General features: G+C 62.4%; 24 protein-coding genes. 9 read left to right on the top strand and 15 right to left on the bottom strand.

Features of this window, described 5'->3' with window-relative positions; translation table 11 throughout:
- The first annotated feature begins 43 nt into the window (after positions 1-43).
- Positions 44-463, top strand: coding sequence for a hypothetical protein (locus EGO55_RS08775; protein WP_021689797.1), 420 nt, complete (start codon positions 44-46; stop codon positions 461-463).
- A gap of 30 nt (positions 464-493) precedes the next feature.
- On the opposite strand, the gene EGO55_RS08770 is transcribed toward EGO55_RS08775, so the two are convergent.
- The 8 genes from EGO55_RS08770 to EGO55_RS08735 all read right to left on the bottom strand — a co-directional run bounded on the left by EGO55_RS08770 (position 494) and on the right by EGO55_RS08735 (position 6,708).
- Positions 494-850 carry a HesB/IscA family protein gene (locus tag EGO55_RS08770; protein WP_021689798.1) on the bottom strand — a complete coding sequence of 119 codons (357 nt, stop codon included), beginning with the start codon at positions 848-850 and terminating at the stop codon, positions 494-496.
- The gene (locus EGO55_RS08765) at positions 850-1,323 is read right to left on the bottom strand and encodes an SUF system Fe-S cluster assembly protein (RefSeq protein ID WP_021689799.1); all 474 of its coding nucleotides are present in this window, start codon (positions 1,321-1,323) and stop codon (positions 850-852) included. Before EGO55_RS08765 ends, EGO55_RS08770 begins: the two co-directional genes overlap by 1 nt.
- Positions 1,320-2,504, bottom strand: coding sequence for an aminotransferase class V-fold PLP-dependent enzyme (locus EGO55_RS08760; protein WP_040715484.1), 1,185 nt, complete (start codon positions 2,502-2,504; stop codon positions 1,320-1,322). Before EGO55_RS08760 ends, EGO55_RS08765 begins: the two co-directional genes overlap by 4 nt.
- A gap of 23 nt (positions 2,505-2,527) precedes the next feature.
- On the bottom strand, positions 2,528-3,307 hold the full coding sequence (locus EGO55_RS08755) for a SufD family Fe-S cluster assembly protein (protein ID WP_021689801.1): 780 nt from the start codon (positions 3,305-3,307) through the stop codon (positions 2,528-2,530).
- Positions 3,304-4,059 (bottom strand): Fe-S cluster assembly ATPase SufC, encoded by a 756-nt coding sequence (sufC, locus tag EGO55_RS08750; protein WP_021689802.1) that lies wholly within the window; start codon positions 4,057-4,059, stop codon positions 3,304-3,306. Before sufC ends, EGO55_RS08755 begins: the two co-directional genes overlap by 4 nt.
- A 65-nt stretch (positions 4,060-4,124) precedes the next feature.
- A complete protein-coding gene (locus EGO55_RS08745) occupies positions 4,125-4,823 on the bottom strand; it encodes an endonuclease domain-containing protein (RefSeq protein ID WP_021689803.1) in 699 nt (232 codons plus the stop codon).
- The gene (gene sufB / locus EGO55_RS08740) at positions 4,820-6,295 is read right to left on the bottom strand and encodes a Fe-S cluster assembly protein SufB (protein ID WP_021689804.1); all 1,476 of its coding nucleotides are present in this window, start codon (positions 6,293-6,295) and stop codon (positions 4,820-4,822) included. Before sufB ends, EGO55_RS08745 begins: the two co-directional genes overlap by 4 nt.
- Positions 6,292-6,708, bottom strand: a complete 417-nt coding sequence (locus EGO55_RS08735) for an RrF2 family transcriptional regulator (protein ID WP_021689805.1) — start codon at positions 6,706-6,708, stop codon at positions 6,292-6,294. The genes sufB and EGO55_RS08735 overlap by 4 nt, the downstream gene beginning before the upstream one ends.
- Before the next feature lie 357 nt (positions 6,709-7,065).
- Between EGO55_RS08735 and EGO55_RS08730 the strand changes: the two genes are divergently transcribed.
- The 3 genes from EGO55_RS08730 (at position 7,066) to EGO55_RS08720 (ending at position 11,745) form a co-directional block, all read left to right on the top strand.
- Positions 7,066-8,115, top strand: coding sequence for a quinone-dependent dihydroorotate dehydrogenase (locus tag EGO55_RS08730; protein ID WP_021689806.1), 1,050 nt, complete (start codon positions 7,066-7,068; stop codon positions 8,113-8,115).
- 5 nt (positions 8,116-8,120) lie between these two features.
- Positions 8,121-9,848 carry a gamma-glutamyltransferase gene (gene ggt / locus EGO55_RS08725; RefSeq protein WP_021689807.1) on the top strand — a complete coding sequence of 576 codons (1,728 nt, stop codon included), beginning with the start codon at positions 8,121-8,123 and terminating at the stop codon, positions 9,846-9,848.
- An 85-nt stretch (positions 9,849-9,933) separates the two neighbouring features.
- Entirely contained in the window at positions 9,934-11,745 is a 1,812-nt protein-coding gene (locus EGO55_RS08720) for an AMP-dependent synthetase/ligase (protein WP_021689808.1), read from the top strand.
- 46 nt (positions 11,746-11,791) lie between these two features.
- On the opposite strand, the gene EGO55_RS08715 is transcribed toward EGO55_RS08720, so the two are convergent.
- The 3 genes from EGO55_RS08715 to EGO55_RS08705 all read right to left on the bottom strand — a co-directional run bounded on the left by EGO55_RS08715 (position 11,792) and on the right by EGO55_RS08705 (position 13,813).
- Positions 11,792-12,319: a hypothetical protein gene (locus EGO55_RS08715; protein ID WP_021689809.1), complete on the bottom strand. Its 528-nt coding sequence runs from the start codon at positions 12,317-12,319 to the stop codon at positions 11,792-11,794.
- 116 nt (positions 12,320-12,435) lie between these two features.
- A complete protein-coding gene (gene thiS, locus EGO55_RS08710; RefSeq protein ID WP_021689810.1) occupies positions 12,436-13,425 on the bottom strand; it encodes a sulfur carrier protein ThiS in 990 nt (329 codons plus the stop codon).
- Positions 13,426-13,441: 16 nt separating this feature from the next.
- Positions 13,442-13,813 carry a MerC domain-containing protein gene (locus tag EGO55_RS08705; RefSeq protein WP_021689811.1) on the bottom strand — a complete coding sequence of 124 codons (372 nt, stop codon included), beginning with the start codon at positions 13,811-13,813 and terminating at the stop codon, positions 13,442-13,444.
- A 181-nt stretch (positions 13,814-13,994) separates the two neighbouring features.
- On the opposite strand from EGO55_RS08705, the gene EGO55_RS08700 reads away from it, so the two are divergent.
- From EGO55_RS08700 to rpsI, 4 genes are all read left to right on the top strand, one after another.
- Complete coding sequence (locus EGO55_RS08700; RefSeq protein WP_021689812.1) at positions 13,995-15,047, top strand: COX15/CtaA family protein; 1,053 nt, start codon at positions 13,995-13,997, stop codon at positions 15,045-15,047.
- A gap of 10 nt (positions 15,048-15,057) precedes the next feature.
- Complete coding sequence (gene cutA / locus EGO55_RS08695; protein WP_021689813.1) at positions 15,058-15,387, top strand: divalent-cation tolerance protein CutA; 330 nt, start codon at positions 15,058-15,060, stop codon at positions 15,385-15,387.
- Between the two features lie 162 nt (positions 15,388-15,549).
- Positions 15,550-16,029, top strand: coding sequence for a 50S ribosomal protein L13 (gene rplM / locus EGO55_RS08690; protein WP_021689814.1), 480 nt, complete (start codon positions 15,550-15,552; stop codon positions 16,027-16,029).
- Positions 16,029-16,562 (top strand): 30S ribosomal protein S9, encoded by a 534-nt coding sequence (gene rpsI, locus EGO55_RS08685; RefSeq protein ID WP_021689815.1) that lies wholly within the window; start codon positions 16,029-16,031, stop codon positions 16,560-16,562. The genes rplM and rpsI overlap by 1 nt, the downstream gene beginning before the upstream one ends.
- 106 nt (positions 16,563-16,668) lie before the next feature.
- Here the strand turns inward: rpsI and EGO55_RS08680 are convergent, their stop codons facing one another.
- From EGO55_RS08680 to EGO55_RS08665, 4 genes are all read right to left on the bottom strand, one after another.
- Positions 16,669-17,430 (bottom strand): metallophosphoesterase family protein, encoded by a 762-nt coding sequence (locus EGO55_RS08680; protein ID WP_021689816.1) that lies wholly within the window; start codon positions 17,428-17,430, stop codon positions 16,669-16,671.
- Positions 17,423-18,274 (bottom strand): diacylglycerol kinase family protein, encoded by an 852-nt coding sequence (locus EGO55_RS08675; protein WP_021689817.1) that lies wholly within the window; start codon positions 18,272-18,274, stop codon positions 17,423-17,425. The genes EGO55_RS08680 and EGO55_RS08675 overlap by 8 nt, the downstream gene beginning before the upstream one ends.
- 48 nt (positions 18,275-18,322) lie before the next feature.
- Positions 18,323-18,592 (bottom strand): hypothetical protein, encoded by a 270-nt coding sequence (locus EGO55_RS08670; RefSeq protein WP_021689818.1) that lies wholly within the window; start codon positions 18,590-18,592, stop codon positions 18,323-18,325.
- Positions 18,593-18,655: 63 nt separating this feature from the next.
- Positions 18,656-20,182, bottom strand: coding sequence for a fumarate hydratase (locus EGO55_RS08665; protein WP_021689819.1), 1,527 nt, complete (start codon positions 20,180-20,182; stop codon positions 18,656-18,658).
- 254 nt (positions 20,183-20,436) lie between these two features.
- Between EGO55_RS08665 and EGO55_RS08660 the strand changes: the two genes are divergently transcribed.
- On the top strand, positions 20,437-21,042 hold the full coding sequence (locus tag EGO55_RS08660; protein ID WP_021689820.1) for a protein-L-isoaspartate O-methyltransferase family protein: 606 nt from the start codon (positions 20,437-20,439) through the stop codon (positions 21,040-21,042).

Genomic DNA, 21,042 nt, shown 5'->3' with positions numbered 1-21,042 from the left:
CCTTGCCGCCGCACATCCCCCTGCAATGACTGAAAGTGCCAAGATGTCGCCCCGATTTATCCTTTCTCTTGCGCTGTTTCCGCTACTGGCTGCTTGCGCCAGCACAGCACCGCAACAGCAGACTCGCCCCACAACGGGCGCGGGGCGTGTCCCGCCAACGACACCGCCGCCGCCCGCGCAGACATGGCGTCCGGCGCACGCCATGAACCTGCCCGGGCTGGAAGGTATTATCGGGCAAACCACGCAGGGGTTGGCGCAACAGTTCGGCAAGCCCCGGCTGGATGTGAAGGAAGGCGACGCGCGCAAACTGCAGTTCAGCGGCCAAGCCTGTGTGCTGGATGTCTATCTCTATCCCCCGAAGAAGGGGGAGGAGCCGCAGGCCACCTATGTCGATACGCGGCGCGCCAGCGATGGGCAGGATGTGGACCGGGTATCGTGTGTGGCGGCGCTGCGGCGGCGCTGAGACCGGCCGCACCCGAATGCCCGCCGGGGTTCAGACGGTAAAGCTCTCCCCGCAACCGCAACTGCCCTTGGCATTGGGGTTCTGGAAGATGAAGCCTGCGGTGAAATCGTCTTCGACCCAGTCCATCGTGCTGCCGATCAGATAAAGCACGCTGGCACCATCGATAAAGAACGTGCCACCGGGCGTTTCGATCTTTTCATCCATGGGATTGGCCTGATCCACATAGTCGACCGAATAGGCGAGCCCCGAACAACCGCGCCGCGGAGTGGAAAGCTTCACCCCGATCGTGCCTTCAGGCGCCTGCGCCATGAGATCGGCAATGCGCTGCTCGGCCGATGCCGTCAGGATGACAGCGGCGGGGCGGGCGCGGACTTTGGTTTCGGTCATTACAACATTCCCAGTTCGAGCTTCGCATCGTCGCTCATCTTGGACGGGTCCCACGGCGGATCCCAGACGATGTTGACTTCCGCATCACGAATGCCGGGAACCGCCCCGACCCGCAATTCCACCTCGCCCGGCATGCTTTCGGCAACCGGGCAGTGCGGTGTGGTCAGCGTCATGATCACTTTGGCATCGCCATCGCTGGACACGTCCACACCATAGATAAGACCGAGATCGTAGATGTTAACCGGTATTTCGGGATCGAAGATATCCCGCAATGCCGCAATCACCCCTTCATAGAGCGTCCCACCGGGTTCACCGGGGGCGATCCCCTGCGGCTTTTCCTTGAGGAAGCCTTCAAGATAGTCCGGCTTGTGCGCCGCCGGGGCGGCTTCCACAACGTCTTCCACGCGGGCGCGGCGCGGCGGCTCCACGCCGTCCACTTCCTCGATCGCGAACTTTTCGGGCTCGTCACTCATCCGAAGATTCTCCTGGTGCGTTCGATGCCGCGCAGCAGGGCATCGATATCGCTGTCATCGCTGTAAAGGCCGAAACTGGCCCGTGCCGTCGCCGGAACGCCGAGATGATCCATCAGCGGCTGGGCACAATGGTGCCCGGCACGGATCGCCACGTTTTCTTCATCCAGAATCGTGCCGAGATCGTGCGGATGCACGCCATCCATCGCAAAGCTGACGATCCCGGCGGAATGGTCCGGCCCGAACAGGGTCACATCGTTCATCCCGCGCAAGGCATCGCGCAGCCGCGCCACCAGCGCATGTTCGTGCTGTTCGATCACGTTCAGCCCGATGGCCGAAACATAATCGACGGCGGCGGCAAAGGCGATCGCCTCGACAATGGCGGGCGTTCCCGCCTCGAACCGCTGCGGGGCGGGGGCATAAGTGGTGCGTTCGAACGTCACCCGGTCGATCATCGACCCACCGCCCTGATAGGGCGGCATCGCGGCGAGAATATCCTTGCGCGCCCACAAGGCACCGATCCCGGTCGGACCATAGAGCTTGTGCGCGGAAAAGGCGTAGAAATCGCAATCGAGCGCGGCGACATCGACAGTCATGCGCGGCACGGCCTGGCACCCGTCGAGCAGGAATTTCGCCCCCACACCATGGGCCAGATCCGCCGCGCGGCGCGCATCGAGGACCGATCCCAGGACATTGGACACGTGGGCAAAAGCCACCAGCTTATGCTGCGGCGTCAGCATCCGTTCCGCCGCATCGAGATCGATCTGCCCATCCGGGGTCAGCGGGCAAACGTCGATCGCAACGCCCGTCCTGTCCCGCAGCAACTGCCAGGGCACGATATTCGAATGGTGTTCCAGCACCGACAGCAAAATCCGGTCGCCCGCGCGGAGGTTTTCGACGCCCCATGTCGCAGCAACCAGATTGATCGCCTCGGTCGCGCCACGGGTAAAGACCAGTTCGTCTTCCTGACCGCCGATAAAGCCCGCAATGGTGCGGCGCGCGGCTTCGAACGCCAGCGTCATTTCGGCAGAACGGGCATAGACCCCGCGATGCACGGTCGCGTAATCCGCGCCCATCGCACGATCCGTGGCGTCCAGCACCGCGTGCGGTTTCTGGGCGGTGGCGCCGCTATCGAGATAGTGCCAGGGCTTACCCGCTGCCGTGACAAGGCCGGGAAAGTCCATCCTGCGGGTGAGCGTATCAGTGGTCACAGTGCCGCTTCCTCCAGCGCGAACAGCGCCATGTCGAGCAGGCGGGTCTGTTCGGTCTCGTCCGACACCCCTTCAAAGGCATCGGCAATGAACGCCCGGACCAGCAGTTTGCGCGCGACTTCGGGCGGAATCCCGCGCGAGGCCATGTAGAACCCGGCCTGCTGATCCAACGCGCCGATGGCCGTGCCATGGGCGCATTTCACATCGTCCGCGTAGATTTCCAGTTCCGGTTTGGCATTGGCCGAAGCACCCTTTTCCAGCAGGATCGCACGAAAATTCTGCCCCGCATCGGTTTTCTGCGCATCGCGCACCACTTCGACCCGGCCAAGGAAATTGCCCGTGGCCCGGCCCCATTGCACCGCCCGCACAACCTGCTGCGATGTCGCTTCGGGTTCGGCGTGGATGACCCGGGTGACGAATTCCTGCACTTTGGCATCGCCACCGATCGTCACCCCGCCGAATTCGAAATGCGCGCCTTCGGCCAGCGTCACTTCGGCTTCGAACCGGGCATAAGGCCCGGCAGCGTTGACCACGGCCAGTTCGAACCGGCCGCCCTTACCAACATGCACACGCACCCGTTCGACCAGGCTTTCCCCTTCGGCATCGCGGGGCAGCACGCGGTAATCGCGCACGGTTTCGCCCGGGGCAACGCGCAGGTCGGCCCATTCCGTCAGGTCCGTCAGATCGGCCTGTGCGAGGAAGCCGGAATCGGCATAACGCCAATCCTCATCCCGGTTTGTCGGGCGGGCAGGGGGGGGAGAGGCGAGTTCGCTCACGCAGCCGCCTCTTGCGCCACCGCTTCGTAGCCTTCGCGTTCCAGTTCGAGCGCCAGTTCCGGCCCACCCGATTTCACGATACGGCCACCAGCCAGCACGTGCACCACATCGGGTTTCACGTAATCGAGCAGGCGCTGATAGTGCGTGATCAGCAGAACCGCCTTGTCCGGACGGCGCATGATGCTGTTGATCCCTTCGCCGACAATCCGCAGCGCATCGATATCGAGGCCGCTGTCGGTTTCGTCGAGCACAGCGAATTTCGGATCGAGAATGCCCATCTGGACCATTTCGGCGCGTTTCTTCTCCCCGCCGGAAAAGCCCACGTTCACGGGACGCTTCAGCATATCCATGTCGAGCTTGAGCAGCCCGGCCTTTTCCCGCGCCAGCTTGAGGAATTCCCCGCCTGACAGCGGGGCTTCGCCACGCGTCTTGCGCTGGGCATTCAAGGCTTCACGCAGGAACTGCACGAACGACACACCGGGAATCTCGACCGGATACTGGAAACCGAGAAACAGCCCCGCCGCCGCACGTTCATGCGGTTCCAGCGCCAGCAGATCCTGCCCGAGGAAATCGACCGACCCGCCGGTCACCTCGTAGCCCGGGCGTCCGCCCAGCGTGTAGCCCAGCGTGGATTTGCCCGCGCCATTAGGGCCCATGATCGCGTGGATTTCACCCGGTTTCACCTCGAGCGAAAGCCCCTTGAGGATCGGCTTGTCGGCCACTGTGGCGTGCAGGTTCGAAATGGTCAGCATGGTTAGTTCGTCTTTTCGTTCGAATATGCGTTCAACGCTGCGTGCGATGGATGCAGCGTGAGAGTTCAATCATCCCGTCGCGCGGTTCCCCGCCCTTGTCCCGGGAAACGGTCCGAGCGCGGTCGTCTACCATCACCGCCACCATCACGTCGGCCATCGCCGCGCCGATCACCATCCCTGCGATCACCCCATGAGCGGTCGTTTCCGGACCGATCACCATAGGTCCTGCCACCCGGACGATGCCCGCCTCCGGGCCGATCGCCGCGCGGGCCGGGACGGGCAGGGCGATCGCCATGGCTACGCCGTGCAGATCCGCCCGGTTTTTCGAAAGGCTTTTCCAGTTCCGCCGCAATCTGCGACACCACGCCATCGATATCGGCCAGTATCTGATCGTCGGTGAAACGCAGTACCCGCACGCCCACTTCGGTCAGCTTGCGATCGCTCAGTTCCGCCAGCGCCACGTCGGCGTCGCTGGCCGCACCGGTTTCCACCACAAGCCAGCGCGAACGACAGGCGAAATCGACAATCGCCGAGCCCATCACCACTTGCCGGGTGAAGGAAAAACCGCCGCATTTTTTATCTTTCAGACGTTCCCACAGCAGCGCCTGCGCTTCGCTGGGGTTGCGGCGCATGTCGCGGGCCTGTTCTTTCAACTTTTCCGCGCGGGCAGCCGAAATATTCCAGCCGCGGGTCTTGTCGACCGCCGCCGTCGCTTCTTCGGCCCCGGCCTTGATGCCGAGAGTCAGTTTGGGGCGTTCGGTCATCCCACGCTCCCTTCCAGGCTGATTCCGAGAAGTTTCTGCGCCTCGACCGCGAATTCCATAGGCAATTGCTGCAACACTTCCTTGGCAAATCCATTGACGATCAGGGCAACCGCCTCTTCCTGACCCAATCCACGCTGCATCGCGTAGAACAACTGGTCATCGCTGATCTTGCTGGTCGTCGCCTCATGCTCGATCTGGGCGCTGGGATTCTTAACCTCGATATAGGGCACCGTATGCGCCCCGCACCGGTCGCCCAGCAGCAGGGAATCGCACTGGGTGAAATTGCGCACGCCATCGGCATTGCCAGCAACCCGCACCAGCCCGCGATAGGTGTTGTTGCTCTTGCCCGCACTGATCCCCTTGGAAATGATCGTCGAACGGCTGCCTGCGCCATTGTGGATCATCTTGGTCCCGGTATCGGCCTGCTGGTAATTGTTGGTGACGGCAACCGAATAGAATTCCCCCACCGAATCCACGCCGTTCAGCACGCAGCTGGGGTATTTCCAGGTGATGGCACTGCCGGTTTCGACCTGCGTCCAGCTGACCTTGCTGCGCGCGCCCTGACACAGCGCCCGCTTGGTGACGAAATTGTAGATCCCGCCCTTGCCTTCGGCATCGCCCGGATACCAGTTCTGCACGGTCGAGTACTTGATTTCGGCATCGTCCAGCGCGACCAGTTCCACCACGGCCGCATGCAGCTGGTTCTCATCGCGCTGCGGCGCGGTGCACCCTTCAAGATAGCTGACATAGCTGCCCTTGTCGGCGACGATCAGCGTCCGTTCGAACTGGCCCGTATTTTCCGCATTGATCCGGAAATAGGTGGAAAGCTCCATCGGGCAACGCACCCCTTCGGGGATGTAGACGAATGTCCCGTCGGAAAAGACCGCGCAATTGAGTGCAGCAAAATAGTTGTCGTGCATCGGCACGACCTTGCCCAGCCACTTCTTCACGAGATCGGGGTATTCGCGGATCGCCTCGCTGATCGACAGGAAGATAACCCCGGCCTTCTGCAATTCCTCGCGGAAGGTGGTGGCCACCGAAACGCTGTCGAACACGGCATCGACCGCAACCTTGCGCGCGCCTTCGACCCCGGCGAGCACTTTCTGCTCTTCCAGCGGGATGCCCAGCTTTTCGTAAACCCGCAGAATCTCGGGATCAACCTCGTCGAGGCTGGCCAGTTCCTTCTTCACCTTGGGCGCGGCGTAGTAGTAGGCATCCTGATAATCGATGGGCGGGATATTGAGCTTGGCCCATTCAGGCTCTTTCATGTCCTGCCACATGCGGAACGCCTTCAGGCGCCATTCCAGCATCCATTCCGGCTCGTTCTTTTTGCCCGAAATGAAGCGCACCGTATCCTCATTGAGGCCCTTGGGTGCGAATTCCTGTTCGATATCAGCGGACCAGCCGTGTTCGTAATCGGCCACTTTCGCGGCGGCTTCACGGGCCTGCCAGTCCTTGAGTTCATCCGTCATGCGACAACTTCCATCTGCGCGAGGCGCGTCAGTGGCACTTGTGCCAGTGCACCCCGCAACGCCTCATTCACCGCCGGCCAATGCGGGCGCACGGAACAGCATGGTTCCAACGCGCAATCATGCCGCCCCTGTTCGAGACAGGTGGCAAGCGCAATAGGTCCTTCGACCGCCTCCACAATATCGGCAAGGCTAATCGCCGCCGCCGGACGCGCGAGTTGCAACCCGCCACCGGCCCCGCGGACCGAGCGCAACAGGCCCGCCGCCGTTAGCCGGCTGACCAGTTTCTGCACCGTTGGCGCGGGCAAACCCGTCTCCAATGCCAGCTGCGCGGCGGAAACACGCGCACCGCCGCAATGGCGCGCGGCGGCGCTCATCGTGACAACGGCATAGTCGGCCATGCTCGAAAGGCGCATGAGACACGGGCTCCAGCGAAATAAGACTGATTCGTTCCGGTTTCACCTAGGAGCGGTGCCGGGCGTTTTCAATGAAAGAATCGGCAACCCGCACGCGCATCTGTGCGGAAAAGAAAAAAGGCGGCCCTCCTGAGAGGACCGCCTTGAAGTTGAGGAACTCGTTGCAAAGCATCGAGCCCTTCGGGTCGCATGTCCGGATTATGGGAGTTTGCGCCGATAGGCTTGTAAAAAAACGACAAAATCACCCAGAATGAGAAATTTCCAAAGCAACTCAACGCGTTTTGACCTCACCCTGACCCTTTGCGCATCGGCGTTCAGGGCATCGACAGGTTATTCCCCCTTTGCCATAGGCAGCCGATGTTGTTCCCTCTTCTGCGCCCGCTCATCTACAGTTTCACGCCCGAACAGGCGCATCGCATGGCTATCGGCGCACTGAAACTCCTGCCTTCTCGCGCACCTGCCAGCGCAACCGGGCCTCTGGTCACCCGCGTCGCAGGGCTGACCTTCCCCAATCCGTTGGGCATGGCGGCGGGCTTCGACAAGGATGGGGAAGTTCCGGATGCCCTGCTTGGCCTTGGCTTCGGTTTTGCCGAAGTCGGCTCGATCACGCCGCTGGCACAGGCAGGGAATCCCAAGCCGCGCCTGTTCCGCCTGACAGAGGATCGCGCCGTCATCAATCGCATGGGTTTCAACAATGGCGGTGCGCGGCCTGCGGCAGAGCGACTGGCCGCACGCCAACACCGGGGCGGAATCGTCGGCATCAATATCGGGGCGAACAAGGACGCGGCCGATCGCGTCGCGGATTACGCCACGATGACCCGGATCATGGCGCCTCTGGCCAGCTATCTTGCCGTCAATATCTCCAGCCCGAACACCCCCGGCCTGCGCGCGCTGCAGGATGAAAGCGCCTTGACCGGGCTGCTGGATGCGGTGCTTGATGCGCGGGCCGAAACATGCGGGGCGGATGGCCCACCAGTTTTCCTGAAAGTCGCACCCGATCTGGAGGCAGCGGATATCGACGCGATCGCCCGGATTGCCATGGATAAGGGTCTGGGCGCGTTAATCGTGTCCAATACCACCATTTCCCGCCCCCCGCTGGCGGCACCGCAGCGCGACGAAACCGGCGGCCTGTCGGGCGCGCCCCTGCGCGATCTGGCGCAACAGCGCCTGCGCGATTTCCGCAAGGCCACCGGCGGGGCAATCCCGCTCATCGGCGTTGGCGGGATCGCCACGGCTGAAGACGCCTGGGCCCGCATTCGGGCCGGGGCCAGTCTGGTGCAGTTGTACAGCGCCATGGTCTACGAAGGGCCGGGCATTGCGCGGGCCATTGTGACAGGGCTGGAAACCTGCATGCGCCGCGATGGTTTTTCCTCCATCGCCGATGCCGTGGGGACAGAACAGGACTGAACAGAATGCGCACACCGTTCCGTCATGCATTGGCTGCATTCACGCTGCCGCTTGTGCTGGGGGCCTGCGCCACAGTCCCTGCGGAACCGGCGGCCCCTGTCGCGCACGCGGCGCCAATCGACACCGGCCTTGTCAGCGCGGCTGACCCGCGCGCCGCGGCCGCCGGTGCAGCGATACTGAAGCAAGGGGGCAGTTCCACCGACGCGGCCATTGCGGTCATGCTGGCGCTGACTGTGGTCGAACCGCAAAGTTCGGGCATAGGCGGCGGCGGATTCTATGTGCGCGGCGCGGCGGATGGTTCGGTCGAAACGATCGACGGGCGCGAAACCGCACCCCGCGCCGCCACGCCGGAATGGTTTCTCGATCCGGCGGGCAAGCCGGTGTCGTTCAATCAGGCAGTGCTCTCGGGTTTGAGCGTGGGGGTGCCGGGCAATGTGCAACTGGCGCAAGAAGCGCATCGCCAGCATGGCAAACTGCCCTGGGCCGCCCTGTTCGCGCCTGCCATCGCACTGGCGCGTGACGGCTTTGTAATCAGCCCGCGCATGCACGAATATCTCGATCAGGCCCGCGATAGGGCCGCGGCCGATGCCCAGGGCCGGGCCCTGTTTTTCAACGAACAGGGCGAACCCTTGCCTGCGGGAACGCGTGTCAAAAATCCCGCGTTGGCGACAGTGCTGGAACGGATCGCCGGTGATGGTGCCAAGGCCTTCTACAGTGGCGATAACGCGCAGACCATTGCCACACGCGTGGCCGCCGCGACCCCCCATACAAGGGCCATGACCGGGCAGGACATTGCCCGTTATCGCGCCGTGCCCCGCGCAGCCGTCTGCGGCACCTATCGTGCCTATCGCATATGCGGAATGGGGCCCCCATCCTCCGGCGCGACCACGGTTTTCGCCACGTTGAAGCAACTGGAAGGGTTCGATCTGGGCGCGCTTGGCCCCCGATCACCTATTGCATGGCATCTGATCGCCGAATCCATGCGGCTCGCCTATGCGGATCGCGAACGCTATCTCGGGGATAGCGATTTCGTTTCGGTACCCGTGGCCGGGCTGACCGATCCCGCATACCTTGCCGACCGCGCACGGTTGATCGCGCCCACGAAAACCATGGCCCAAGCGCTGCCGGGAACCCCGGCCGGTGCGGTCGTCGCCTATGGGAAAGGCGCATCAGGCGCGGAATCCGGCACCTCCCATTTCGTGGTGATCGACCGGGATGGTACGGCGATCAGCTATACCTCGACGATCGAAGGCTCGTTCGGGTCGGGCATCGTTATCGATGGCTACTATCTCAACAACGAACTGACCGATTTCAGCTTTACGCCGCAAGCGGATGGCCGGCCTGTGGCCAATCGGGTGGAGGGCGGCAAGCGCCCCCGCAGTTCCATGGCGCCGACTGTCATCTACAGCCCCGACGGCAGGCTTTTCATGGCTGTCGGCGCTGCGGGCGGCGCCACCATTCCGGCGCAAGTGGTACGGGCGATCATCGGTGCCATCGACTGGAAACTCACCGCGGAACAAACCCTTGCCCTGCCGGTGCTGTTCGCACCGGGTGACACTGTTTTTGTGGAACAAGGCAGCGCGCTAGAGGCGATGATCCCCGCATTGCGCGATCTGGGCCACACAGTCACCCCCCGCAATATGCCGCTGAAAGCGAATACAGCCCTGTTTGAAAACGGGAAATGGACAGGGGCAGCCGATCCTCGCAGCGAAGGCACCGCAATCGATCCTTAAAGCGTGGCAAAGGCTTGCCGCATGTCCGCCCACACCCTAGAATTTTGCCCGCCCTAACACGAACGGCAACATTTGGGAGCACGGCGTGCAGCTTTCAGAGTTCAAGACGGCGAACAATCTTGTCAGCCTGTTTCTCAAGCAGGCGGACAGGAATGGGGATCGGCCGTTTCTCTGGGCCAAACGCCAGGGTGCATGGCATCCCCTGAGTTGGAGCGAAGCCGCACGGCAGGTTTGCCTGCTGGCGGACAATCTGTGCAAACTTGGCCTCAAACGGGGCGATCGCGTGGTTCTGGTGTCCGAGAACCGTCCGGAATGGTGCATTGCCGATCTCGCGATCATGGCGGCAGGCTGTGTGACCGTGCCGACCTACACCACCAATACCGAACGCGATCATCTGCACATTCTCGACAATTCCGGTGCGCGCGCGGCGATCATTTCCACGGCTAAACTGGCCGATCAACTGGTTCCCGCAATGATGCGTTCGGGCCTGGCGGAACACCTGATCAGCATGGATACGCTGCGCCATGCGCAGGCCAGTCCGTTTGCGCGCCATAGCTGGGATACCATGACGCAAGGCGATGCCGGGGCAGCGAGGGCAGCGGTGGACAGCCGGATTGCCGGGATCGGACGCGGAGATACCGCCTGCATCATCTACACCAGCGGTACCGGGGGTGCGCCGCGCGGCGTGATGCAACATCACGGTGCGATCCTGGCCAATGTCGCCGGGGCGAGCGCGGTTCTCATGGAAGATTTCGGGCTCGACGAAGAAGTGTTCCTGTCGTTCCTCCCGCTGTCGCACGCTTACGAACACACCGGCGGGCAGTTCCTGCCCATCGGGGTCGGTGCGCAGATCTACTATTCGGAAGGACTCGAAAAGCTCGCCAGCAATATCGCCGAAGTGCGTCCGACCATCATGGTCGTGGTGCCCCGACTGTTCGAGGTGCTGCGCAGCCGGATCATCAAGCAGATAGAAAAGGAAGGGCGCCTTGCCAATTATCTGATGGACCGCGCACTGGCGATCGGCACGCGCAAGCGGTTGATCGACCGGCCGATGGACTTCATTCTTGAACGCACGCTGCGCCCCAAAATCCGCGAACGTTTCGGCGGCCGGATCAAGGCGATGGTTTCCGGCGGCGCACCGCTCAATCCCGATGTCGGCACGTTCTTTTCCGCCATGGGACTGACTCTGCTGCAAGGGTATGGCCAGACGGAAGCCGGGCCGGTGATCAGTTGCAACCGCCCTGCCGCCGGGCTGAAAATGGATACAGTCGGGCCGCCTTTACCCGATGTCGAGGTACGCATAGCGGACGATGGCGAAATCCTTTGCCGCGGCGAACTGGTCATGCATGGCTATTGGCAGAACCCAGCGCAGACTGCGGCCGTGCTGATCGTGGACCCCGCGGAACCGGACAAGGGCCCGTGGCTGCATACCGGTGACATCGGCCATATCGACAAGGCAGGGCGCATTGTCATTACCGATCGCAAGAAGGACATGATCGTGAATGACAAGGGGGACAACATCGCCCCCCAGAAGATCGAGGGCATGCTGACTCTCCAACCCGAAATCATGCAGGTCATGGTTGCCGGCGATCGCCGCCCCTACCTGGTCGGGCTGATCGTTCCGGACGCGGAATGGGCGGTGGAATGGGCGCAGGCCAATGACGAACGCTTCGATCTGCCCAGCCTGCAACGCCTGCCCGCATTCCGCACCGCAATGCGCGAGGCCGTGGACCGGGTGAACCAGGATCTTTCCGTGATCGAGAAAGTCCGGCAGTTCGTCTTCGCTGACGAAGCCTTCACGATTGCCAACGAAGAACTGACGCCCAGCATGAAAATCCGCCGCCACAAGATCCGCGAACGCTATGGCTCGCGGCTGGACGCGCTTTACAAGGCCTGATCCGGTCGCCTGTTCATGGCGCCGGGGTTACGGACAGGCGGCGCGATCAGGCGACTTCCTGTTCGACATAGTCAGGAAAGAAACGCGGCGCATGCTCCGACCAACCCGGTGCTGTGGCTGCGGATTCGCTCAGTGAACGCAGCAAGGCTTTCCGCCGCTCCGGCAGGATCTGGGGCAGGGCAGCCGCTGCGCAAAAGGCCGCAGGCAACCACGGCCGCACGCGGGCGCCCAACAGACGCTCGTAAAGGAAACGATAGGCGGAAAAGCTGGAGAGGCGCCCCTGCGCCAGATCGTACAGGCTCAACTGGATAAGCCCGCCCATAAAGGGGCCAACGCCTTCCAATCGGAATTCGTCGGGCATGGCATCGCACAAGTGATCGAGATCGCGATAGGCCGCATACTGGGTGCGAATAGACGCCCGTTCTGCCGCGCTGCGCCCCCACAAGGCGAGGGCATCGGTCCGCCGCAACCCGACGTCGAGACTGCACCTGATGTACCGTTGCTCTGCCGCACTGAAGCCTGCGAATTCCCGCAGTTCCGCAATGGCCAGCGTTGCCGTTCCCGTATCGCGCATCATCCGGTTCCCATGCGCCGCGCATGCGGCGTCAGGCACCTGTGTCACACAAACAGGGTTAGCATTCGGTAAACGCTGGCAAATATCGGCGGGATATCGGCGGGATGAGGCCTATGTCAGATGAGGCCCGCCAGCGGGCTGGAAGGATCGGCATATTTGCGCGTGGCCATTCGTCCGGCGAGGTACGAATCCCGCCCAGCCTCGACCGCCAGTTTCATGGCGCGAGCCATACGCAGCGGATCTTTCGCTTCGGCGATGGCCGTGTTCATCAGCACACCCGTGCAACCGAGTTCCATGGCGATGGCAGCATCGCTGGCGGTACCGACTCCGGCATCGACAAGAACCGGAAGACTGGTGCCTTCCACGATCAGCCGCACGGTCACCTTGTTCTGGATACCCAGCCCGGACCCGATCGGCGCGCCCAGCGGCATAATAGCCACCGCGCCCGCTTCTTCCAGCTGCTTGGCCGCGATTGGATCGTCGACACAATAGACCATTGGCAGGAAGCCTTCTTTCGCGAGGACTTCGGTCGCCTTGAGCGTTTCGCGCATGTCGGGGTAAAGCGTACGCGCTTCGCCCAGCACCTCGAGCTTGACCAGATCCCAGCCCCCGGCCTCCCGCGCGAGGCGAAGCGTGCGGATCGCCTCATCGGCGGTATAGCAACCGGCAGTATTGGGCAGGTAGGTGATCTTCTTGGGGTCGATGAAATCGGTCAGCATCGGCGCCTTGGGGTCCGACAGGTTGACCCGGCGCACCGCGACGGTCACGATTTCCGCACCGCTTGCTTCTACTGCGGCAGCGTTTTCCGCAAAATCCTTGTACTTGCCGGTGCCGACGATCAGGCGCGAACGAAATGTCCGGCCTGCTACTGTCCAGCTGTCATCTTGGGTCACGCCGCTGCCGCCTCCTACAAAGTGCACGATTTCGAGAACATCGCCATCCGCCAGCATCACGGCTGCCAGAGTCGACCGGGGGACGATATCCCCGTTGCGTTCCACCGCGACCTTGGCCGGATCGAGATCGAGCTGGCGCACAAGATCGGCAATGCTGCCTGGCTCTGCACGGCGCGGTTCGCCGTTCACGGTGAGGGAAAGGGCGGTGGTCATGCCGCCCAGATAGCGTTCAATGCGTATGACGCAAGTTGAGGATGTGCGCGACGGCGAGCAGGACCACGCCGCTCACCGTAAATATCGCTTCCTGCGCGCCATGTTCGACAAACAGACCCGTCGTCATCAGCGCGAGACCGAATGTGCCCATAACCATCGGACCCATCCGCCCATGGCGGAAAACACCCAGTCCGATCGTGAACACGCCCACGGCAATCGCCAGCGCCAATCCGATCCGGTGAATTTCAGGGGCCAGCAACCAATCGCCACCCACGCCCAGCACCGTCACCAGCAGCAATCCGGCAAGGCAATGGATCAGGCACAGACCGGAAAGCGTAATACCGACGCGATCCAGACGGTCACGAATCGAAAGCAGGGCTGCGCGCATAACGGTCCACTATGATATGTTGTAACATCATGCAACGACAAAACCGCGCGGGATGGCTTGAAAATGCAGCAGGACATGGTGGTTCACCGCCTATCGGGCTGGGACATCCTGCCCTCTTGCGCTTTGATCATTGCCTGCGCACAAGCCCCGCATGATTGGCGGGGCAGAAAAAGGGAATAGCATGCAGCGCGGGCTAACAGCGACGGCACACTCGGGGTCGGCACCCAATCCCCTGCGTTTGTCGCACTGGTTGTTCGTGGTCGCGTTTCTGGTCGTGGCGATCGTCGCTGTCGGCGGGATTACCCGACTGACCGAATCAGGCCTGTCGATCACCGAATGGAAACCGGTAACCGGGGCGCTCCCGCCGTTGACCGAGGCGCAATGGCAGGCGGAATTTGCAGCCTACAAGCAGATTCCCCAATATATCGAGGTCAACGGCCCGGCGGGGATGACGCTGGCCGACTACAAGTTCATCTATTTCTGGGAATGGGTGCACCGGCTGCTGGCGCGGATCATCGGCGTCGCCTTCGCGCTCCCGCTTGCGTGGTTCTGGGTCAAGCGCCAGATTCCCGACGGTTTCAAATTGCGGCTGCTTGGCCTGCTTGCGCTGGGCGGATTGCAGGGTGTCGTCGGCTGGTGGATGGTCACCTCCGGCCTCAACGCGGATTCGGCCGACCGCGTGAGCCACTTCCGCCTTGCCGCGCACTTGCTGGTGGCGCTGGTAACACTGGCAGGGCTGGTGTGGACCGCACTGGACATGCGCGCGCTGGCCAGGGCTGCGCAACCATCGCGGCTGACCCGCTTCACCACGGCAACGCTGATCGCGCTACTGTTGCAACTGCTGTTCGGTGCCTTCGTTGCCGGCGAACGCGCGGGCTATGTCGCGAACGACTGGCCACTGATGCAGGGCCATTTCTTCCCGGAAGGGGTCGACTGGTCGCAAGGTGTTCTGCACGCGGTGCTGTATGATCCGTTTCTGATCCATTTCATTCACCGCTGGTGGGCCTGGGTGGTTGTCGCACTGCTGGTGGTTCTCGCACGCAAGGCCCGCGCCGCAGGAAGCCGCCCGGCGTCGATTGCCGTCCACAGCATGTTCGGTACGCAAATCCTGCTGGGCATTGCCACGGTGATGACCGGCGTCGCGCTGTGGGTGGCCGTCCTGCACCAATTGGTTGGCGCCTTGCTGGTAGCAGCCACGGCCTGGGCCTGCCACGTGGTCGGCAGCCGGACATGACGAGGCGGGCATGAACGGGGCGGCACTGATCTGGTCGCCCTTTGCCGATCAGGCTTCGGCCGAAGCGGCCGCTGCCACGTTGCTCGATGAAGGGCTGATTGCCTGTGCCAATATCCTCCCCGCCATGCGATCACTCTACGTCTGGCAGGGGGAGCGCGGGGAAGGGCACGAATGCGGCGTTCTGTTCAAGACCAACGCGGTTCTCCTCGATGCCGCCGTTGCGCGGCTGGCAGAGATTCACCCCTATGACACACCCGCGATTTCCGGCTGGCACTGCGATGCTGCCGCGCCCGCCACACTGGCATGGCTGGGCGCCTTGATCCCGTCCGGAGAGACCTGACCGGCACCGCAATTTTCCGTGAAAGGTATTATTTTACCTCCCTGAGAACGCGCAGAATCGCTTGACTTCGGAGCCATTCTTGAACATTGGCGCCCCTTCGCAGGTGCGTTCGGCGAATCCGCGCGTACCGGCCACGTTTTCAATATGAGGATTTGACAGCCCATGAAGGCGCTCAGCAAGACCACACGGTCGATCAAACCGGCCGAAGTGGAAAAGAACTGGCATCTTATCGATGCTGACGGTCTGGTGGTTGGCCGCCTCGCGGTGATCATCGCCAATATCCTGCGCGGCAAGCACAAGCCGAGCTTCACCCCGCACGTCGATTGCGGCGATCATGTCGTCGTCATCAATGCCGACAAGGTGCGGCTGACGGGCAACAAGCTCAAGAACAAGACCTATTACAAGCACACCGGTTACATCGGTGGCATCAAGGCGATCACGGCCGCCAAGGTTCTGGAAGGCCGTTTCCCCGAGCGTGTCCTGGAAAAGGCAGTTGAGCGCATGATCCCGCGTGGCCCGCTGGGCCGCGTGCAGATGAAAGCCCTGCACCTTTATGCCGGCACCGAGCATCCGCATGGTGGCACCCAGCCCCAGCCGCTCGACGTCGCTTCGTTGAACCGCAAGAACAAGGCTACTGCATAATGGCCGACAACAACACCATCTCCGACCTCGCCGATCTGAAGGACATCGCAAGCGCTGCTCCTGCCGCTCCTGCTGGTGAAGAAGCGCCCGTCGCTGTTGCTCCTGCTGCGCCTCCCGCACCGCTGCGCGAACAGGAACTGGACGCACAGGGCCGCGCATACGCCACCGGACGCCGCAAGGACGCCGTGGCCCGCGTGTGGGTCAAGCCCGGCACCGGCAAGATCACGATCAACGGCCGCGATCAGGAAGTGTACTTCGCACGTCCGACGCTGCGTCTGATCATCAACCAGCCGTTCGACATCACCGACCGCACCGGTCAGTACGATGTCGTTGCAACCGTCAAGGGCGGTGGCCTTTCCGGTCAGGCTGGCGCGGTGAAGCACGGCATCAGCCAGGCGCTTTCGAAGTACGAACCGGTCCTGCGCTCCACGGTCAAGGCCGCCGGCTTCCTGACCCGCGACAGCCGCGTGGTTGAACGTAAGAAGTACGGTCGCGCCAAGGCACGCCGCAGCTTCCAGTTCTCGAAGCGCTAATCGCGTTTCAGGACTTGCCCAAACAAAGGGGCGGCTCTGCAAGGAGCCGCCTTTTTTGTTGCTTCACAGGGGAGGGTCGGGTGACCCGACGTCACCCGCCGACCTCTCACCCCCCATCAGGGGCCAGGTGCAAGGTGCGGTTCTCGACCTGCAACCCGCCCGCCGGATCATAGCGCAGCACGTTGAAAGACGGGCGACTGGCCCGCAGACGGGTGGACAGGGTACCCGCACCGATCATGCGCAGCGGATTACCGGCCGCTTCATAGCTCAAATCAAACGCATCATGCACATGGCCGGAAAGGATAGCCTTGGCCCCGGCCCGTGCCAGCGCGGCAAAGGCACGATCTCCACCGATCGTGGGATTGTGCGATCCCGGTGGTCCGGCCATCAGGGGATGATGACATGCGATGATCTTGTATTTCCCATCATCACGCAGCCGCTCAAGCTCTGCCAGCGTGCGCCCCAGCGCCTTTTCGGTTACCACGCCGTCCGACCAGGGAAACCGGGTCTGCGCCCGCACTGTGGTGCGCAAGGGAATGATCACAAGATCGGCAAATTTCAGTTCGGCATGCACCGCGCTCCTGAGCTTCTCAAACCGTTTGAAAGGCGTGCTGAACCGTTCAAAAAGATTGTAATAGGGCATGTCATGATTGCCCGGCTCGATCGTGAGCGGCACACCCATCCCGGTGAACCATTCCGCCGCAGCAGCAAATTGCCGCCGCGTCGCCCGCTGGGTCACATCGCCCGTGCAGACAACCGCATCGGGCCGTTCCTGGGCAACAGCCTGTGCGAACCAGTCGTGGGCAAGATGGTCTTCGACGCCGAAATGCACGTCGCTGACATGGAACAGGGTAAGCGGATCAGCCATCCTTCAGGCAAAACAGATCGACAGCCAGCTCCGCAAGGGAAAACTGCTCGCGCAGCCCGCCATCGCGCCTTTCGCCGTCGACCATCAGGGCAATCGGGGCCTCCTCGGTCATCCGGCAGACAACTGTGGGGTGCAATCCCAGTTCATCATGCGGACCATTGCGAAAATCACGCCCGATGATCGCCACGGCCTGTTTCAGATAGTCACCCAGTTCGGCCGCGCCATAGCCATCGACAACCATACCGGCCGCCTCGGGCACCATGCGCAACCCGGAATAGCCTTCTTCCCGCCCGACTGCGGGGTTTTCCAGAACGACCATAGGGCCCGTCGTGCTTGCGCTGGCAGCATCAATCGTGCCTTTCACGACATCGGCAATATTGCCGTCACGCATATCCTCGCGGACATCTGCCCAGGCGGCGCCCGGCCCGGCCAGCACTTCGGCCAGCGCGATCCACCCATCGCCGCGCACACAAGTCCGCCGCACCGTGGAAAGTCGACCCCCGCCAAGATGGCCAAGGATATCCCCGATCTCCGTTTCGTCGAACAGATCCCGGCACAGCAGGTTGGCCGTGCCACCCGGAAGGGGCAGAACCTTGCCGCGCCATCCCTGTACCTTGTCTATCGCCGAATTGATCGTGCCGTCGCCGCCGTGAACCACCAGCAGCGCGACACCGGCACCGTCCAGCTCCTCCACGCCCGGCAAATCGTCCTGCGAACAATCGACAATCCGCGCCGGAGCGTGCCCCGCCTGTTCGAGACCATGCAGCAGTTCGGCCTGCCGTTCGTCATCGTGGCTGCCGCTGGCCGTATTGAGAACCAGCCATGTCGTGTGATGGGATGTCATGGAAAAGAAAGCGCAAAACCCTGCCCAAGGTTCCCGCTGCCCAAACGATCACACCCGGCGTGTGATGATCAGCCATGCCGCCAGCCCGTTGATCGCGCTGTACAGGAGATAGCCCACGCCCCACCACGTAGAATGGCTGTTCGCCACCAGAAGCATGGCAGCAAGCAGGATAAGGAATTCGCTGGCCATGCTGACGCGCCCGCCCAGCATGTGCACGTACCACGGCATCTGCCCGAGCAGCGGGTGCCGACTTTCCAGCACGGCCTTGTGCATGGCAAAATTGCCAATACCCAAAAGGAAGATGAACAGGATCGCCATTACAGGGCGATCCTGCGCCATTTCATCGCACCTGCCAACGGAAATTGCGGCAGGATAAAATCGTCAGCCGACGGGCAGCAAGTGTTCTTCGGCGATCTTCTTCTGCCACACTTGCGGGGCAAGCTTGTGGACGTTCTGACCTTCGCCATCGACCGCCACGGTGACCGGCATATCTTCGACGGTGAATTCGTAAATCGCTTCCATGCCAAGATCTTCAAAGCCAACGACTTTCGAAGCCTTGATCGCGCGCGCCACCAGATAGGCCGCGCCACCCACAGCCATGAGATAGGCCGACTGATGCTTCGCGATGGATTCCGTGGCCGCCGGGCCGCGTTCGGCCTTGCCGACGCAGGCCAGAAGGCCCTGTTCCAGCATCATGTCCATGAACTTGTCCATGCGGGTGGCTGTGGTCGGGCCAGCGGGACCGACAACTTCATTGCCCACCGGATCGACCGGACCGACGTAGTAGATCACCCGGCCCCTGAAATCGACGGGCAGCTCCTCACCCTTGGCCAGCATATCCTGAATACGCTTGTGCGCGGCATCACGCCCGGTCAGCATCTTGCCATTGAGCAGGAGGCGATCACCCGCTTTCCAGCTCTTGACCTCTTCCGGCGTCAATGTGTCGAGATTGACGCGCTTGGCCGCCGAATCCGGCGCCCAGTGCACTTCGGGCCATTCATCCAGCTTGGGCCGTTCCAGGAAGCTCGGCCCCGAACCGTCCAGCGTGAAGTGCGCATGGCGGGTTGCCGCGCAGTTGGGAATCATCGCAACCGGCTTGCCTGCGGCATGGCAGGGCCAATCCTTGATCTTCACGTCGAGAATCGTGGACAGCCCGCCCAGACCCTGCGCACCGATACCCAGCGCGTTGACCTTGTCGAAAATCTCGATGCGCAGCGCCTCGATATCGTTCTGCGGACCCCGCTGCTTGAGCTGGGCCATGTCGATCGGCTCCATCAGGCTTTCCTTGGCCAACCGCACGCAATGTTCGGCCGTGCCGCCAATACCGATGCCCAACATGCCCGGCGGGCACCAGCCAGCGCCCATCTGCGGCAGCATTTCCAGAACCCAGTCGACGATATTGTCCGACGGATTCATCATTTTGAACTTCGATTTGTTCTCGCTGCCACCGCCCTTGGCGGCAACATCGATCGACACCTTGTTGCCGGGAACCATTTCCACCGCCAGCACACAGGGGGTGTTGTCCTTGGTGTTCCGGCGCGTGAAGGCGGGATCGGCCAGCACCGAGGCCCGCAGCTTGTTTTCGGGGTGATTATAGGCGCGACGCACGCCTTCATCGACCACATCCTGCAGGCTGAGCCGCGAATCGAGTCGGCAATCCTGTCCCCATTTGACGAAGACGTTGACGATGCCCGTGTCCTGACAGATCGGTCGATGCCCTTCGGCGCACATGCGGCTGTTGGTCAGGATCTGCGCAATGGCATCCTTGGCCGCCGGACCCTGTTCCGCCTGATAGGCATCGCCCAGCGCGCGAATGTAATCCATCGGGTGAAAGTATGAGATATATTGCAGTGCATCGGCGACGCTTTCGATCACGTCATCTTCACGGATAGTCACCATATCGGCCATGGGCTGGGGGCTCCTTGCTGGACCGGAATCCCACCTGCAGGAATCGCGGCCCGTCTTTGTCGAAACTTCGATATCACGCGTGGCATAGGACATGGTGTCCAATCCCGCGCGCAAAATGGCTAAATTCGCTGCCCCCATAGTCGCGCGCATACCCCCCCGTCAAAGCCCTTGGCGAGCGGTGACCTCTCCCCTAAAGCGACGGGAAAGATTGACGGCTTGCCCGCATCCGGCAAGCGGCGGAAAAGGGTTCAGTAATGACGACGGTACAAGATCGCCCGGTCGACGGCTTCGCTGCTGCGCGACGCGCCATGATCGATTGCCAGCTCCGGGTCAGCGGTGTGAACGAGGAATACGTCCTCACCGCGATCAACAAGGTCGGGCGTGAACATCACGTGCCCGAAAGCGCACAGGCACTGGCCTATATCGACCGGGCCGTTTCGCTGGGCAACGGACAGTTCCTTGCCGCGCCGCTGTTCTACGGCCAGACGCTGACCGAAGCTGCGCCGAAAGCAGAGGACAAGGTCCTGATCGTCGATGGCGGAAGCGGCTATCTTCCCGCGCTTGTGCGCACGATCGCCGGATCCGTCGATGTAATCGATGCGACCGAAGCCACGCGAGGCACGGCAGGCAATGGCGATTACACCCTGCTGCTGATCGATGGCGCGATCGAGGAACTGCCCGACAACCTCTCCGGGCGCCTGGCCGATAACGGGCGTCTGGTGACCGGTATCGTCGATCGGGGCGTCACCCGCCTGACTGTGGGGCGCAAGGCCGCCGGGGAAGTCGCGCTGCTGACGATCATCGAAATGGGTATTCCCGTTCTGCCGGAATTCGCCCGGCCGAAGGGCTGGAGCTTCTGA

The organism is Caenibius tardaugens NBRC 16725 (assembly GCF_003860345.1).
Classification (GTDB): Bacteria; Pseudomonadota; Alphaproteobacteria; order Sphingomonadales; family Sphingomonadaceae; genus Caenibius; species Caenibius tardaugens.
Note: the sequence above shows the minus strand (reverse complement) of the source record. Positions and strands in the feature narration are given on the sequence as shown.